The following is a 15273-nucleotide window of genomic DNA, read 5'->3' as shown; positions in this document are numbered from 1 at the left end:
TCGGGCATGGTCATTTTGAAATATGAACTGAAAAGGCACCGCAAATATATTTTGGGTTGGGCCATCGCCTTGGCTCTGTGTGTTTTTGTGATGACGCCTACCTATTACAGCTTTATGGATGTTTCCACCGGAGACCTCTATGAAACGCTGGGTACGAGTGATTTTTACAAAGGCGTTGGTGTGTCCATGGAATATCTGACCTCACCGTTGGGCATTTATGCGTTTCTTACCAGCTTTTTTATGATTGCGTCCGGTATTTTCGGGATGCACTTCGGTATCGCCATTCACACCAAGGAGTGCTCGGAGCGAACCTCTGAATATCTGTTTACAAAACCCCATACCCGAAAAACGATTTACTGGGCAAAGGCGTTCACGGTTTTTTTCGGCGTAGTGGTCGTGAGCATGGTATATCTTCTCGCCTCTTTTTTGGCGCTGGCCCTGTTCCGCTCCGGCATTGACTGGGGAGAGTTCTTTCTGATTGCTCTTTCCCTCATGCTGGTCACGCTGTTCCTTGCAGCTATGGGGCTTTTGGTTGGAATTCTATTTTCACGCAATCGAAGCCCACTTTTGACTGCCGGGTTAATTGTCTTTGTCGAGTACTGCGTCACCAGCTTCTCCAACATTGTCAGCAACCGTGCCATTAGTTTTCTGTCCCCGTACTCGTTCTTTAGTGCGGCTGAGATTTCCAAATCTGGCTTTTATGAGTTGGATTACTTGGGATGGTGTGTACTGCTGTTTGCCCTGTTTTTGGTGCTGTCTTATCGTGTCTTTTTGAAAAAAGACATCCAGTTCCGCTCATGAGGGGGTGCAAAGATGAAAACATTGGTGAAAAACGAATTCCGCCAAACCAGAAAGACCCTGCTGATCTGGCTGGGGATCATGTTACTGCTGTGCGGATTCTGCTATTTTGAACTTTTATCCTTGAAGGACAGTCTGGATGAGATGGCCCGGACAGTCGGCCAATTTCCTCGCTTGATCATGATCATGTTCGGTGTGAAAGGGGATCTCACGACTGCCCTTGGTTGGTACGCGTGTATCTATTTTTGGGAGGGGCTGTTGGCCTTTGCCTATGCAATCTCTCTGGGCCTGTCCTGTGTGGCGAGGGAAAAGAAATTTGGAACATCCGAATACCTGTTCACAAAGCCTGTGGAGCGGAAAACCATTGTTCTGGCGAAGGTGATCGTTTCAGCAGTGAACCTGCTGGTGTTCGCCCTGTTCAGCGGCGTGTGCAATTATTTCACGATCGTTCTTCCTTTGGGCGGTCTGGATCAGCCGGGAGCGGTGCTTTCCACAACGATGGGAATGTTCTTTACCCAGCTTCTCTTTTTTGCCTTGGGTCTGCTGTTTGCCAGCCTTTTCAAATCTTATAAGGCCGCGGTACGCGCCGGTACGGTTTTCGTATTGGCCGCCTATGTGTTGGCCTTTACTGCCGAGTACACAGGGAATCGTTTCTTGGATTATCTGACCCCTCTGCGGTACTATGATGTGTATGAAGTAGCACTAAATGGCGTCTATCTTTCCTACATCGTCTTAACAGTACTCATTGTGGGCGCGTGTGTAATGGTTTCTACAAGGCGGTGGAAACTGCGTGAGTTGTAAATGTAATTGTCCATAGATATTCTATTATCTGATGAAAAACAAAGAATGAAAAAAAACGAATGGCTATTATGCCCCAACTGCAACAACAAAAAGAGAATTAAAATCTGTGATAATACAGTACTTGAAAATTTTCCGCTATACTGTCCGAAGTGCAAACGGGAAATAATAATCAGCGTAAAACAATTCAATACCACAGTTATCACGAATATCGTCATACACGCAAAAATCGCATTCTTCTTCAAGAGACTCGACCTCAGCGATAGACTTCTTATCCTTCGCATCGTCTGCATCTTCGCCTTCGACCGCTGCTTCTGCGGCCTTGTGCGGAACGCCCAAATCACAGAAGATTATCTGTGTGAGCCTGTCCTCAGCCGTTTCAGCGTGAATACGGGCAACGTTCTCAACGCACCTGTTCAGCTTTGTATCGGGGTTGTCCTCAAAGGACGGATCAATCAGTCTCGGATCAAGACCGAGCTTTCTTCCGTCCGACGTAATCTTGAGCATATTGTCGATCGTAGGATCAACGTTTCCTGCATTGATAGCATCAGCTCTGTCGGCAAGTTCCTGAACAAGTTCCTGCTGAAAAGGAGTAGCTTCGACCTGAACTACCTGATAATCACAGTCGGGAACATCGAGTTTCAGCGTATCCGCCGTCCTAATGTCAGCCACCTGCTTGAACATACTCATCAATTCGGGCAGACCTGTATAGTTAGCGATACGGGTGCGCTCCTTGAAGCCTGTCACTGACTACTTATGGACTCGTTCTAAGCGATCTTACCGATAGATCGAAAAAGACAGGTAAATGGCTACTCTCCGTGTGTTGGAGAGATTGAAAGGACGAGAATACTATGATCGATGCACTTTACAACTACCGCCAGGGCGAAATCCACTCCGCTGAGTTCTCTGACGAGTTCAACAAGCTCTGTATCCCCTTTGAAGATTCGCTGAGTGAGGAACAGATTGATGTGTTTCACAAGCTCCTCGACTGTGTGAGCGATACCGCCGCCGCTGAGATGAGAGCTGCCTACAAGGTCGGCTTCAAGGACGGTGCGACTATGATGCAGGAGATTCAGGACTGATACAATCACAGCATAAGGAAAGGGCTATGTCCTCCGTGACCGTGTACGGAAGGCATAGCCCTGATTTTTTCTTTTCAGAAGCCTATTCAGTTTTCGTCTGCAAGGTTCACTATCTTCTTGCCCTGTTTCTCAGCGTATTGTATCGTGCGGTATGCTCCTCCGCTTTTATGCTGTATACAGCATACCACAAGGTCTGATCGGTCGATCATACTGCGGTTGCGGACTTGGATAGCAGACTTTGGGTGAGCTTCAGACGATTCAGCACACACCTCGACTTCATCGTAATAGTCAAGGTACTCCTTTTCGTTGTCACGGTACTCCGCTTTCATGTACGGGAGGACAAGTGTAAAATGGGTATTGCCGTAACTGTAACTGCGGATAGCTCGCTTAATGGCAGCAGAAGCAAGCAAGTCAAATTCTCCGTCCCGTCCGATCAGGAAGTCAACATACTCCTTCTGCGTTATCAGGTCATGCAGGAGCTTGTCAAGGCGGTCACTGATCTCCGTTCTGCGCTCTATGTATCTATGCCCGAAAAAGCAAACTGTGTAAATGTTCATCATCGCTATGCACCTCACATTGTCCCGTGTCGATTTCAAAACGGTATCTCTATCAATTATACCTAAATATTGTTGTTAAGTCAATACAAATTGAAACAATGTATAGGTAGATTTCAACTTGCGTATATTATAATTATATGTAGGTGGTGATACGAATGATTGATGCAGACTTCATATCGGACCGGATAGCAAAGCTGAGGACGGAGAAGAATATATCCGCACGGGATATGAGCCTGAGCTTAGGTCAAAGTCAAAGCTATATCAACAATATCGAAAACAAGAAGGCTCTGCCCTCAATGCAGATGTTCCTCTATATCTGCGAGTTCCTCGGTGTTGAGCCAAAGGACTTCTTTGAGGAAGATGTTACAAGCCCCGGCACATTGAATGAAGCTGTTGCAACATTCAAGTCCCTGTCCCCGAAACAGCTTGAAATGCTGATAGCGATTGCAAAAGAAATGAAGTAAGGCGGTTCTACGGAGCCGCCTTTTCGTTTTGCCCGTAAAATCCCCAGTGAAATATATAGATTTTTCATTGTCGAATGATTGACTATTTGTGCAGATTGTGCTATAATATAATGGATAATACCTCGCTGTAAGCGTAGGTTTAAGAGGTGTAAATACTATGGCTGAAAAGAATACCGCCAATATTGGCTTTGAAAAGCAGATCTGGGACGCTGCCTGCGTGTTGTGGGGGCATATTCCGGCTGCCGAATATAGAAAAGTTATCGTAGGACTTATCTTCCTGCGTTACATATCGAGTGCTTTTGAGAAGCGTTATAATGAGCTTGTGGCTGAGGGTGACGGCTTCGAGGACGAGCCTGATGCCTACCTTATGGACAATATCTTCTTCGTGCCTGAAAAGGCTCGGTGGTCGGTGGTGTCCGCTGCGGCTCATACTCCTGAGATCGGCTCTGTCATTGACGATGCTATGAGAGCTATCGAGGACGAGAACAAGACTTTGAAGAACGTTCTGCCGAAGAACTACGCAAGTCCCGATCTTGACAAGCGTGTTCTCGGTGATGTGGTCGATCTGTTCACCAATATGGATATGACACAAACAACCGATAAGCATAAAGATCTGCTCGGCACAACATATCAGTACTGCATTAAACAATTCGCTGCGTATGAGGGCGTTAAGGGAGGCGAATTCTACACACCTGAAAGCATTGTAAAAACAATCGTTGCGATACTACAGCCATTTGAGAATTGTCGTGTGTATGACCCTTGTTGTGGTAGTGGCGGTATGTTCGTACAGTCAGCAGATTTTGTAGAAGCTCATAGTGGAAAAAGAGACAGCATTTCTGTTTATGGACAGGAGTCAAACGCTGACACATGGAAAATGGCTAAGATCAACATGGCGATTCATGGTATAGGAGCTAATTTGGGTGATTATCAGTCAGATACATTTTTCAACGATCTGCACAAGACGCTGAAAGCCGACTTTATCATGGCAAATCCGCCGTTCAACCTCTCCAACTGGGGACAGGATAAGCTGAAAGATGATATTCGCTGGAAATACGGTGTACCGCCTGCCGGAAACGCCAACTATGCGTGGATTCAGCACATGATACACCACCTTGCACCAAACGGCAAGATCGGTCTGGTGCTTGCGAATGGTGCGCTGTCTACGCAGTCCAGCGGTGAGGGCGATATTCGTAAGAATATCATTGAAGCTGACTTGGTCGAGGGTATCGTTGCGATGCCGACACAGCTTTTCTACTCCGTCACTATCCCCGTAACGCTGTGGTTCATCACAAAGGGCAAGAAGCAGAAAGGCAAAACGCTGTTCATTGATGCCCGTAAAATGGGCTATATGGTTGACCGCAAGCACCGTGACTTTACGGACGAGGACATTCAGAAACTCGCTGACACGTTCAAGGCATTTCAGGACGGCACATTAGAGGAAGTCAAGGGATTCTGTGCGGTGGCTGACATTCAGACTATCGCTGCACAGGACTACATTCTCACCCCCGGCCGCTATGTCGGAATTGAGGAGCAGGAAGATGACGGCGAGCCGTTCGACGAGAAAATGAAGCGCCTGACTTCGGAGCTTTCGGATATGTTCAAGAAGTCCCATGAGCTTGAAAACGAGATCAGGGAGAAGCTGGGGGCGATTGGGTATGATGTCTGATTGGAAAGAATGCACCATAGCTGACTTAGGTGAAGTTGTCGGCGGTGCTACTCCCTCTACAAAAAAACCTGAGAATTATGAAAACGGCGATATATCTTGGATTACTCCAAAAGATTTATCTACTTTCAGCGGAAGATTTATTTTTCATGGCGAAAGAAATATTACGGAAATTGGCTTAAATAGCTGTTCTACAAGGCTCTTACCACCTAACACGGTATTGTTTTCTTCTCGCGCTCCGATAGGATATGTTGCTATCGCAGCTAAGGAGATGTGTACCAATCAGGGCTTTAAGAGTGTTATCCCAAATACTGATACGGACTTTATGTTTCTTTATTATCTGCTGAAATACAATAGGGATAACATCGAAAATATGGGAAGCGGTACTACATTCAAGGAAGTATCAGGCAATACTATGAAGTCAATCAAAGTATGTGTGCCTGTTGATATAGACGAACAGCGCAGGATAGGTGCAGTGTTGTCTGCAATTGACGATAAGATAGAGTTGAATACTGCGATAAATGAAAATTTACGCCTGCAAGCCGCCTAAATCTTGACCGCCGACACGTCGATCTCGCCGTTCATCAGCTTCGGCAGGAGCGTATCTCGAATAGACGCAAGATAACGATTTTCGTACTCTAAAGCTCGCTGCTGTTCAAATAGAGGACTGCAAAACCGCTGAAATTCAGCTAATGTATCGTTATCAGGAATGATTGCCGTAAAACTCTTCATGGTACTGCCTGATACTTCCTTAAATGTAGAACCCGAAGCAACATTTTCAATTGCAGAAAGGTTTTCTTTTAGAAAATAATAAACAAAAGCAGTACCTACATTATCCAATGGAACAATAGACTTGAAGCCCTGATTTGTGCATACTTGACCGTCTGCAATAGCAATATACCCGATAGGCGCACGAGAACTGAACAGTACAGTGCCTTTCGGCATAAGAGTAGCACTGCTTTTGGCAAGCCCTAATTCTGTAATATCTGTTTCGCCGTGAGCAACAAATTTGTATTTGTCATTAGATAAGTCTTTAGGGGTAATCCACGCTATTCCGTCGCTTGTATAGTATTCCTCAACCTTTTTTGACGGAGTACCTCCACCGACTACATTGCCCAAATCGGAAATAGTGCCTATTCTCCAATTCGGATCAGCATTGGTGATAAACAGGTCTACGAAATACGCCTGTGCCTGCTGCTCTAAATTTTCATTTATGTTAGGAGAAACAATATGATAGACAAAATTAAGTCAATTAGGAAATCCCTTGCTAACGACAATTATCTTGCTGCTTTAGCACTTGCGTTGACTATACCTGATATTTGTGGACAAGTTGAATTTCCGAATGAAAGCAAAGTTGGAAAAAGGTATAAAGATTGGTATAATAAGTATTGCTGTACTGAATATAACGGACCGCAATCTCCGAATGTTGTTACAACACTACCTAAATTGCCCGACTTTACAGCGGAAAACTGCTATAAATTAAGGTGTGCTGTTTTACATTCTGGAAATATAGAAATAAACGCCATTAACTTCAATGAATTTAAGTTAACTAAAGATGGTGAAACTTGTTCTGCTGTGGAAACAGTCACATCGAACGGCAAGTCCAAAACAACGAGTTATGTATATCTCAACACAACACGTTTTTGTAATATAATATGCGATGTTGCCGAAAAATACTACAACAAACACAAATCCGACTTTTCAAGATATCATATAGAAATACAATAAATAAAATGGATTGTAGCGATGTTGGTACTTTGAAAGGAGTACCAACAATGAAAACTACGCTTATCACCACTATCGAGCAGGCTATGCTGAAAAAGCTCGATAACGCACAACTTCAAGCCTTGCACGAGGTTCTTGTGCAGGCTTTCAAGGGTGTGTCGGTCACGGCTGTGGCTGATGCTGACAAAGCACCCGACAATACGGAGATATTAGAGGAATTCCTCTCTGCAAAGCGGATAGAGGGGTGTTCGGAGAAGACCCTGAACTATTACCGCAAGACGATCACGGCAGCTCTTGACAGAATCAGCAAGGGTATCAAGCATATCACAACGGACGATCTGAGGGCGTATCTGACCGACTATCAGGCAGAGAAGAAGTCCAGTAAGGTCACTATGGATAATATCCGCCGTATCCTATCGAGCTTCTTCTCTTGGCTGGAGGACGAGGACTATATCATCAAAAGTCCCGTTCGGCGCATTCACAAGGTCAAGACAAGCAAGACGATCAAGGAAACCTACACGGACGAAAACTTGGAGTTGATGCGTGATAACTGCGTAGAATTGCGGGATTTAGCGATGATTGATATGCTCGCTTCTACGGGTATGCGTGTCGGTGAAATGGTCTTGCTAAACCGCAGCGACATTGATTTCAACGAGCGTGAGTGCGTGGTGGTTGGCAAGGGCGATAAGGAGCGTATGGTGTACTTCGATGCCCGTACAAAGCTCCATTTGCAAAGCTACCTTGCTTCACGGACTGACAGCGATCCTGCCTTGTTCGTGTCGCTCCGATCTCCCCATAAGCGGTTGACGATAGGTGCGATAGAGCTGCGATTGCGGGAAATGGGGCGAAAACTCGGTATCAACAAGGTACACCCTCACAAATTCAGACGAACGCTTGCGACTATGGCTATCGACAAAGGTATGCCGATCGAACAGCTTCAAAGGTTGCTCGGTCATCAAAGAATTGATACTACACTACAATATGCGATGGTGAAGCAAAGCAATGTGAAACTGGCGCATAGGAAATATATTGGATAGGACGGTTTATAATGGAAATAACATATAAAGCGCTTTCCTCGCTTGTAAATAGAAAGATAGGCTACGGAATAGTACAGCCTGGTGACAGTGTTCCCAATGGTGTTCCTGTCATAAAGGTTTTTAATATTCTTGCAGGGCTGAAATCTATTGACAGCCTGGATACAACAAAAGCCGAAAATGCGGCAAAGTATTCTCGTACAAAACTAAACGGCGGCGAACTAATCGTCAGTGTTGTCGGTACTGTCGGAAGAACTGCTATTGTTCCTATGTCGTTTGCAGGCTGTAATTTGGTTAGAGCAACTGCATTAGTTGATATTCCCGATGAAACAATCGCTTTGTGGGTAAAATACTATATTGATTCCCCTGGCGGTCAGCTTTACATAGATACTAATTTGAACACAACTGTTCAGCCCACTCTTAACATAAAATCGCTTGAGTCTATGCCCATTCCGTTTTTTGAGGGCGACTATATGGAAAAAGCTGTGTCGATACTTTCAAGAATAGACGAAAAAATTAAGCTGAATATTGCGATAAATGAAAATTTACGCTTACAAGCAGCCTAAATCCGCACCGCTGATATGTCAATCTCGCCGTTCATCAGCTTCGGCAGCAGCGTGTCACGGAGAGCGGCAAGGCGTTCGTTTTCATCACGATAATTGCGAATAGTAGCAAAAATAGGTTGTATTATCGTATTGAATCGTTCCAAAGAATGAGCATTTGGAATTATGACAGGCACTTTTTTTAAGTTTGCTTGACTAACCTTTTGCTGTACTGCTCCCGTTACAATATGTTTGATGTTTGTTAGGCTAAAAAGCAGATAAAGGCTCTCCACCGTATATCCGAGCTTGCCAGTGATTATATGGGCGTGATTATTTACCCAAAACTTTCCATAGACGTATTGGAGTATGGGAAAACCGTTTGCGTCTATAACGGTTCCGTCTTCACCGAGCAGTAGGTAAATACCATCAAACAGGTAATTATCTACATAGTCCATTCTTGAGGTTGCTCCATAATAAGGATAGATTTTATCCATTTTATCGCGCTCTGCGCCAGATAAAGGAACTCGTTTAGAATCATGGAGTTCAATGATTTCCGATGCGGTTCCTATTCTCCAATCATCGGGCATTATTCCGCCAAACGGCTCAAAATTAACAAACCAAGCCTTGAACAGAGCCTGCGCCTGCTGTTCTAAATTTTCATTTATGTTAGGAGTACGATATGAATTTACCAACAGAATATATCGAAAAATTCGCTGAATGTTATTGTAATAGGCTGTTGGATTGTCGTATCAGCTACTATATTCACGACAAAGACAACCATTCAAGGGCTAATACAGTCCATTCAGGCATTATATGGAGTCGTGAAGCAGTAAAACAGCTTAATTTCATTGATTTCAATAATACACATAATCATGATCTTAATCACCTGATTTTGCTTATAACTTATATTGATATACTGCTTGAAGCAACAGACCAGATATATCGTGTATTATATAAGGAAAAGAAGCCAATGCCTTTGTCTGACGATACTGTTTTCTTGAATCGTCCGGAGTTATACAAGGCACTCGATGATAGGCAGTATTTCAAAGAAATACGCGCACTTCTCAGCGCGCACCCTATCAATCTTAGCGAGCCAAATACCAAGGAAAAGCGGTTTGCTGATACTCCTATCGGCTATAATCCGATAACCGATTTTAAGAACTATCATAAAATCGAAGGTGGCTATGACTTTTCATCTCGTCTATGGACAGCAACTCGCCATGATGAGAATACCATTCATTTTCCGATCAGAATCAACGAATTAGAAGCTTTTGCAGAAATGCTTAACAACAGATACAAAGAATTTCTGCAAAGACTACGGGATATAGCTTATAAAAGAATTTGAGGTGAGATATTTATGCCCTACACCGAAGAAAAATACGAAAACGCTATTATACAGCTTTTTGAAGAAATGGGCTACACCCACGCCTACGGTCCGGCGATCGACCGTGATTATCGTATCCCGCTGTATATGGAAGAGCTGACGGCAGCGCTCTATCGGCTCAATCCCGCGCTCCCCGATGATGCGATCAGCGATGCACTCTTTAAGCTGCAAAACTTTGAAAACGGCGAGCTTGTGCAGAAAAACGCTGTATTCATGGACTATCTGCAAAACGGCATTGAAGTCCGCTATACCGACAAAGGCGAGGAACGATCTGCGCTTTGCTATCTTGTGGACTACGCAAACACGGACAACAACTCCTTTATTGTGGCAAATCAGTGGACTTTCATCGAGAATGAAGAGAAGCGCCCCGATGTTCTGCTGTTCATCAACGGTCTGCCTGTGGTGCTGATGGAGCTGAAATCTCCGTCCCGTGAGGAAACGGACGCTTCCGAAGCCTATACGCAGATCAGGAACTATATGCACTCCATTCCCTCTATGTTCATCTATAATGCGATCTGCGTTATGAGTGACCTCTCGGAGAACCGTGCTGGTACTATCACTTCCGGCGAAGATCGCTATATGGAATGGAAGACAAAAGACGGCAGCTATGAAAATACGCAGTATGCTCAATTTGACACGTTCTTCGAGGGTATCTTCCAGAAAGCACGCCTACTGGATATCCTGAAAAACTTTATCCTGTTCTCCAATGAGGGCTTGCAGAGTTACAAGATACTTGCTGGCTATCATCAGTATTTCGCCGTTCGCAAGGCTATCGAATCCACGAAAAAGGCTACTGTCACCGACGGTAAAGGCGGTGTGTTCTGGCATACGCAGGGTTCGGGAAAGTCGCTGTCAATGGTGTTTTATGCCCATTTGCTCCAATCCGCCCTTGAAAGCCCGACTATCGTTGTTATCACGGACAGAAACGATCTTGACGATCAGCTCTATTCGCAGTTTGCGAAGTGCAAGGCGTTTTTGCGTCAGGAGCCTGTTCATGCCGAGAGCCGTGAACACCTGAAAACGCTTCTTGACGGTCGCAAAGCTAACGGCATTATCTTCACTACGATGCAGAAGTTTGAGGAATCGGGCGAACCGCTGTCTGAAAGAAGAAATATCATCGTTATGGCTGATGAAGCCCACAGAGGACAGTACGGTCTTACCGAAAAGATCAAGATGACGAAGAATGAGGACGGCGAACTTGTTGCCCGTAAGGTCATCGGTACAGCTCGAATTATCCGTGATACGCTTCCAAATGCTACATATATCGGCTTTACGGGTACTCCTATATCAAGAGAAGATAGAAACACCCGTGAGGTGTTCGGTGACTATATCGACATTTACGATATGACGCAGGCTGTCGAGGACGGTGCTACTCGTCCTGTTTACTACGAGAGCCGTGTCATGAAACTGAAACTCGATGAAAGCACCCTGAAACTGATCGACACCGAATATGAGATCATGGCACAGAATGCCGATGCCGATGTAATAGAGAAAAGCAAGCGTGAACTTGGGCAAATGGAAGCTATCCTCGGTCACGATGATACGATTAAGTCCCTTGTTGACGATATTCTCGATCATTATGAGAGCTATCGTGAGAACCTGCTGACTGGTAAGGCAATGATCGTTGCCTACTCCCGTGCTATCGCTATGAAGATATACAAGCGTATTCTTGAGATTCGCCCCGGCTGGGAGGAAAAGGTCGCTGTGGTCATGACGGCTTCTAACAAAGATCCCGAAGAATGGCATAGCATCATCGGAAACAAGCGCCACAAGGAGGAGCTTGCAACAAAATTCAAGGACAATGACAGTCCGCTGAAGATCGCTATCGTGGTCGATATGTGGCTGACAGGCTTTGATGTGCCGTCCCTTGCGACAATGTATGTCTACAAACCGATGATGGGCTATAATTTGATGCAGGCTATCGCCCGTGTAAACAGAGTGTTCCGTGACAAGGAGGGCGGTCTGGTCGTTGATTATGTCGGCATTGCAGGCGCATTGAAACAGGCGATGAACGATTATACCGTTCGAGACAAGAAGAATTACGGCAACACAGATATTGCAAAGGTGGCATATCCGAAGTTTCAGGAGAAACTGCAAGTCTGCCGAGATCTGCTCCATGAATATGATTATTCTGCATTTTTCGGCGGTAATGAGCTAACGGCAGGACGCACGATCACAGGTGCGGTCAACTTCCTTATGGACAGAAAGAGGGAGAAAGACAGAGAAAGCTACACGAAAGAAGCCCTGCTGCTGAAACAGGCACTCTCGCTGTGTTCCTCTATTGCTGAGGAAGATGAGCGTGAAGAAGCCGCTTTCTTTGAAGCGGTGCGTGTTCTGTTGATGCGTATCCTCAATCAGGGCGGCGGCAAAAAGCTCTCACTCCCCGAAATCAACGCTAAGATCAATGAACTGCTGAAACAAAGTATCAAGAGTGACGGTGTTATCAACCTTTTCTCAGACAAGGAACAGGACTTCTCGCTGTTTGATCCAAAATTCTTGGAGGAGATCTCCAAAATGAAGGAAAAGAACCTTGCCGTTGAGCTGCTGAAACGCCTGATTGCTGAACAGGTGCATATCTATAAGCGGACAAACCTCGTAAAATCAGAGAAGTTCAGCGAGATCATGCAGAGTGCTATGAACCGCTATCTCAACGGTATGCTGACCAATGAGGAAGTCATTCAGGAAATGCTCAACCTCGCAAAGCAGATCAGAGAAGCCCAAAAAGCAGGCGAAGATCTCGGTCTGACCGCTGATGAGCTTGCGTTCTATGATGCCCTCACAAAACCGCAGGCAATCAAGGACTTCTATGAGAATGAGGAACTTATCGCTATTACAAAAGAACTTGCCGATACGCTCCGCCGTAATCGAACGATCGACTGGCAGAAGCGTGAGAGTGCGAGAGCCAGAATGCGTATGATGATAAAGAAACTTCTGAAAAGTCATCGCTATCCGCCGGAGGGTATGGACGATGCGGTGGCAACTGTTATGCAGCAGTGTGAGCTGTGGGCGGATAATATCATGAGCGTATGAGCCAATAGCCCAAAGTCTAATGACACACTCACTTTCCGTTCCGCTGAGGTTCAAATCAGCATTATGGCGTGCGCCAAAATAACAGCATACTCTATTGGAACTGTAATATCAGACAAAGACCTGAGATTTGCTTACACAAGCATTTCTCAGGTCTTTTCTTTTCAGGCGGTTAGTTTTCCGCTCCGCAAGCTCAGACGGCTCTGAGGGGCGTTTCCGTTCGTCTGAGAATTTGAAAACCACTATTGACAATTCTCTTTTGCGGTGATATAATAATAACAGAAAATTTCATATGGGAATGATGTTCTCCCACGGGAAACCGAAACCGCTTAACATAAGCTGATGACTTCTGCGTTTTACGCAATAGTTGTCGGCTTTTTTATTTTTATTGGAGGAATTTCTATGCTGTTATCACTTGCGATCATTTTTCTTGTCGGGCTTTCTGCCGCTGCTATCTTTGAACGGATAGGCTTGCCACGCATCATCGGTATGCTCGCTATTGGAATTCTTGTAAGCCCCTATGTGCTTGATCTGCTCGATCCGAAAATACTCGGTATCTCCTCGGAGCTTCGGCAGATAGCACTTATCATCATATTGATAAAGGCAGGACTTTCGCTGAATTTGTCTGACCTGAAAAAAGTCGGCAGACCTGCGGTGTTGATGTCATTTGTGCCTGCCTGCTGTGAGATCGTCGGTTATGTGTTGTTCGCTCCGCTGTTGCTTGATGTGAACCGTATCGAAGCCGCCGTCATGGGGGCAGTGCTGAGTGCGGTTTCTCCTGCGGTGGTCGTACCACGAATGGTGAAGCTGATTGAGGATAAATGGGGTACGAAAAAAAGCATACCCCAGATGATACTTGCAGGAGCGTCCTGCGATGATATTTTTGTGATCGTGCTGTTCTCCACATTTGTAACTATGGCACAGGGCGGCTCGGCAAAGGTCACGGACTTCCTGAATATCCCCATATCCATTGTGCTTGGTGTTCTGCTCGGCGCAGTAGTGGGATCAGATGTGTATCTGCTGTTTGAGAAGTCTTATCAGCACAGACACAAGATCAGGAACAGCACGAAGGTCATTATCCTGCTTGGCACAGCGTTCCTACTGATGAGCATTGAAACGCTTGTAAAACCCTATATTGCATTATCGGGACTGCTTGCTGTTGTGGCTATGGCTTGCGTTGTCAAGCGGAAAACCGAGGGTAGCGTTTCTGCTCGGCTGTCCGAAAAGTTCGGCAAGCTGTGGATTGCCGCCGAGGTCATGCTGTTCGTGCTTGTGGGTGCGGCGGTAGATGTGCGTTATACCTTGTCGGCAGGCGGAATGGCGGTGCTGATGATATTCGTTGCCCTTGTTTTCAGGGCTGTGGGCGTGTGCCTGTGTCTGCTTGGTACGGAGCTGAACGCAAGGGAGCGAATCTTCTGCGTGATAGCCTATCTTCCGAAAGCGACGGTGCAGGCGGCTATCGGCTCGGTGCCGCTGTCGCTTGGTCTGCCCTGCGGAAAGATCGTGCTGTCGGTGGCGGTGCTTGCAATACTGATAACAGCTCCGCTTGGGGCAATTGGAATTGACAGGAGTTATATGCGGTTGCTTGATACTCAAAAATAATGATCAAGCAGAGGTCAGCTCGGCAATGCCGTGAGTGGCTTCATACTCCCTCACTCGGCGGTAAAAGGTGTTAGCCGACAATCCCATTCTCCGCATAAAGTCACGCCCTGTGATGCTCTTTGACTTCCATTCCCCATAAAGCTGACCGAACCTCGTCCAGTCGATCTCAATAGGCTTCCGCCCCGTATACTTGCCCTGAGCTTTAGCGATCTCGATGCCCTCACGCTGACGCTGTTTGAGCTGTTCGCGCTCCAACTGTGAGAGTGCAGCAAACACGGTCAACATGAATTTGCCCGTAGGCGTGTCGGTGTCGATCTTCTCCTTGTGGCTGATAAGCGTAACGCCCTTGTCGGTCAGGGTGTCGATGATGTTCAGTAAGTCCTTTGTGGAGCGTCCTAAACGGCTGATACTCTCGATGTAGAGGGTGTCACCCTCACGCACATAGTCCAGCATAGCTTTAAGCTGAGGGCGGTCTGCGTTCGCTCCCGAAATCTTCTCGGAGAAGATGCGGTCAACCTGATAGCTGTCCATGATCTCCTGCTGTCTTGCTGTCTCCTGATGTTCCGTGGAAACACGGATATAACCTATTCTACTCAT

The 15273-nt window shown here is 45.8% G+C and carries 17 protein-coding genes, 1 pseudogene and 1 riboswitch; of the genes and pseudogenes, 13 read left to right on the top strand and 5 right to left on the bottom strand.

The genetic code is table 11. The features are described 5' to 3' along the window. Positions 1-6: 6 nt before the first annotated feature. The 3 genes and pseudogenes from BMX22_RS14010 to BMX22_RS16960 all read left to right on the top strand — a co-directional run. Entirely contained in the window at positions 7-801 is a 795-nt protein-coding gene (locus BMX22_RS14010) for an ABC transporter permease subunit (protein WP_002587445.1), read from the top strand. A 12-nt stretch (positions 802-813) separates the two neighbouring features. Continuing rightward, positions 814-1599, top strand: a complete 786-nt coding sequence (locus tag BMX22_RS14005; protein ID WP_002587446.1) for an ABC transporter permease subunit — start codon at positions 814-816, stop codon at positions 1597-1599. 45 nt (positions 1600-1644) lie between these two features. After that, positions 1645-1800 (top strand): annotated as a pseudogene (locus tag BMX22_RS16960) (cysteine-rich KTR domain-containing protein); the annotation flags it as partial. Here BMX22_RS16960 and BMX22_RS16955 read toward each other — a convergent pair. Further along, a complete protein-coding gene (locus tag BMX22_RS16955) occupies positions 1735-2343 on the bottom strand; it encodes a hypothetical protein (RefSeq protein ID WP_318259771.1) in 609 nt (202 codons plus the stop codon). The pseudogene BMX22_RS16960 and the gene BMX22_RS16955 overlap by 66 nt on opposite strands. A gap of 104 nt (positions 2344-2447) precedes the next feature. Between BMX22_RS16955 and BMX22_RS13995 the strand changes: the two genes are divergently transcribed. Continuing rightward, complete coding sequence (locus tag BMX22_RS13995) at positions 2448-2678, top strand: DUF6809 family protein (protein ID WP_074743071.1); 231 nt, start codon at positions 2448-2450, stop codon at positions 2676-2678. 86 nt (positions 2679-2764) lie between these two features. Here BMX22_RS13995 and BMX22_RS16580 read toward each other — a convergent pair whose 3' ends face one another. Then, complete coding sequence (locus tag BMX22_RS16580; protein ID WP_318259767.1) at positions 2765-3238, bottom strand: hypothetical protein; 474 nt, start codon at positions 3236-3238, stop codon at positions 2765-2767. A 155-nt stretch (positions 3239-3393) separates the two neighbouring features. On the opposite strand from BMX22_RS16580, the gene BMX22_RS13985 reads away from it, so the two are divergent. The 3 genes from BMX22_RS13985 (at position 3394) to BMX22_RS13975 (ending at position 5912) form a co-directional block, all read left to right on the top strand. Beyond that, entirely contained in the window at positions 3394-3699 is a 306-nt protein-coding gene (locus tag BMX22_RS13985) for a helix-turn-helix domain-containing protein (protein ID WP_143055541.1), read from the top strand. 157 nt (positions 3700-3856) lie between these two features. Then, positions 3857-5365 (top strand): type I restriction-modification system subunit M, encoded by a 1509-nt coding sequence (locus BMX22_RS13980; protein WP_074743069.1) that lies wholly within the window; start codon positions 3857-3859, stop codon positions 5363-5365. Then, the gene (locus tag BMX22_RS13975) at positions 5355-5912 is read left to right on the top strand and encodes a restriction endonuclease subunit S (protein ID WP_318259766.1); all 558 of its coding nucleotides are present in this window, start codon (positions 5355-5357) and stop codon (positions 5910-5912) included. Before BMX22_RS13980 ends, BMX22_RS13975 begins: the two co-directional genes overlap by 11 nt. Here BMX22_RS13975 and BMX22_RS13970 read toward each other — a convergent pair. Beyond that, positions 5909-6499, bottom strand: coding sequence for a restriction endonuclease subunit S (locus tag BMX22_RS13970; protein WP_318259770.1), 591 nt, complete (start codon positions 6497-6499; stop codon positions 5909-5911). The two genes, BMX22_RS13975 and BMX22_RS13970, sit on opposite strands and share 4 nt — an antisense overlap. Positions 6500-6592: 93 nt before the next feature. Between BMX22_RS13970 and BMX22_RS13965 the strand changes: the two genes are divergently transcribed. The 3 genes from BMX22_RS13965 to BMX22_RS13955 are packed head-to-tail and all read left to right on the top strand — an operon-like array spanning position 6593 to position 8687. Beyond that, complete coding sequence (locus tag BMX22_RS13965) at positions 6593-7090, top strand: hypothetical protein (protein WP_074743066.1); 498 nt, start codon at positions 6593-6595, stop codon at positions 7088-7090. A 47-nt stretch (positions 7091-7137) separates the two neighbouring features. Further along, positions 7138-8124 (top strand): site-specific tyrosine recombinase/integron integrase, encoded by a 987-nt coding sequence (xerA, locus tag BMX22_RS13960; RefSeq protein WP_074743064.1) that lies wholly within the window; start codon positions 7138-7140, stop codon positions 8122-8124. Between the two features lie 11 nt (positions 8125-8135). Continuing rightward, positions 8136-8687, top strand: coding sequence for a restriction endonuclease subunit S (locus BMX22_RS13955; protein WP_074743062.1), 552 nt, complete (start codon positions 8136-8138; stop codon positions 8685-8687). On the opposite strand, the gene BMX22_RS13950 is transcribed toward BMX22_RS13955, so the two are convergent. Beyond that, entirely contained in the window at positions 8684-9355 is a 672-nt protein-coding gene (locus tag BMX22_RS13950) for a restriction endonuclease subunit S (RefSeq protein ID WP_207645886.1), read from the bottom strand. The two genes, BMX22_RS13955 and BMX22_RS13950, sit on opposite strands and share 4 nt — an antisense overlap. Here BMX22_RS13950 and BMX22_RS16210 point away from each other — a divergent pair. From BMX22_RS16210 to BMX22_RS13935, 3 genes are all read left to right on the top strand, one after another. Continuing rightward, the gene (locus BMX22_RS16210) at positions 9343-10008 is read left to right on the top strand and encodes a hypothetical protein (RefSeq protein WP_074743058.1); all 666 of its coding nucleotides are present in this window, start codon (positions 9343-9345) and stop codon (positions 10006-10008) included. The two genes, BMX22_RS13950 and BMX22_RS16210, sit on opposite strands and share 13 nt — an antisense overlap. Before the next feature lie 12 nt (positions 10009-10020). Beyond that, positions 10021-13077 carry a type I restriction endonuclease subunit R gene (locus BMX22_RS13940; protein ID WP_074743056.1) on the top strand — a complete coding sequence of 1019 codons (3057 nt, stop codon included), beginning with the start codon at positions 10021-10023 and terminating at the stop codon, positions 13075-13077. A gap of 282 nt (positions 13078-13359) precedes the next feature. Then, positions 13360-13433, top strand: a riboswitch (Fluoride riboswitch). A gap of 43 nt (positions 13434-13476) precedes the next feature. After that, positions 13477-14676, top strand: coding sequence for a cation:proton antiporter (locus BMX22_RS13935; protein WP_074743054.1), 1200 nt, complete (start codon positions 13477-13479; stop codon positions 14674-14676). Positions 14677-14679: 3 nt separating this feature from the next. Here the strand turns inward: BMX22_RS13935 and BMX22_RS13930 are convergent, their stop codons facing one another. Continuing rightward, positions 14680-15273, bottom strand: coding sequence for a recombinase family protein (locus BMX22_RS13930; protein WP_074743052.1), 594 nt, complete (start codon positions 15271-15273; stop codon positions 14680-14682).

The sequence above is a fragment of the Ruminococcus sp. YRD2003 genome (assembly GCA_900109435.1).
GTDB lineage: Bacteria > Bacillota > Clostridia > Oscillospirales > Ruminococcaceae > Ruminococcus > Ruminococcus flavefaciens_G.
Note: the sequence above shows the minus strand (reverse complement) of the source record. Positions and strands in the feature narration are given on the sequence as shown.

Excerpts from the sequence above, each read along its gene's own strand:
- BMX22_RS13940 (WP_074743056.1), top strand. The coding sequence starts at position 10,021 with ATGCCCTACACCGAAGAAAAATACGAAAACGCTATTATACAGCTTTTT.
- BMX22_RS16210 (WP_074743058.1), top strand. The coding sequence starts at position 9,343 with ATGAATTTACCAACAGAATATATCGAAAAATTCGCTGAATGTTATTGT.
- BMX22_RS13935 (WP_074743054.1), top strand. The coding sequence starts at position 13,477 with ATGCTGTTATCACTTGCGATCATTTTTCTTGTCGGGCTTTCTGCCGCT.
- BMX22_RS13995 (WP_074743071.1), top strand. The coding sequence starts at position 2,448 with ATGATCGATGCACTTTACAACTACCGCCAGGGCGAAATCCACTCCGCT.
- BMX22_RS13930 (WP_074743052.1), bottom strand. The coding sequence starts at position 15,273 with ATGAGTAGAATAGGTTATATCCGTGTTTCCACGGAACATCAGGAGACA.
- BMX22_RS16580 (WP_318259767.1), bottom strand. The coding sequence starts at position 3,238 with ATGATGAACATTTACACAGTTTGCTTTTTCGGGCATAGATACATAGAG.
- BMX22_RS14005 (WP_002587446.1), top strand. The coding sequence starts at position 814 with ATGAAAACATTGGTGAAAAACGAATTCCGCCAAACCAGAAAGACCCTG.
- BMX22_RS13980 (WP_074743069.1), top strand. The coding sequence starts at position 3,857 with ATGGCTGAAAAGAATACCGCCAATATTGGCTTTGAAAAGCAGATCTGG.
- BMX22_RS13965 (WP_074743066.1), top strand. The coding sequence starts at position 6,593 with ATGATAGACAAAATTAAGTCAATTAGGAAATCCCTTGCTAACGACAAT.
- xerA (WP_074743064.1), top strand. The coding sequence starts at position 7,138 with ATGAAAACTACGCTTATCACCACTATCGAGCAGGCTATGCTGAAAAAG.
- BMX22_RS13955 (WP_074743062.1), top strand. The coding sequence starts at position 8,136 with ATGGAAATAACATATAAAGCGCTTTCCTCGCTTGTAAATAGAAAGATA.
- BMX22_RS13975 (WP_318259766.1), top strand. The coding sequence starts at position 5,355 with ATGATGTCTGATTGGAAAGAATGCACCATAGCTGACTTAGGTGAAGTT.
- BMX22_RS14010 (WP_002587445.1), top strand. The coding sequence starts at position 7 with ATGGTCATTTTGAAATATGAACTGAAAAGGCACCGCAAATATATTTTG.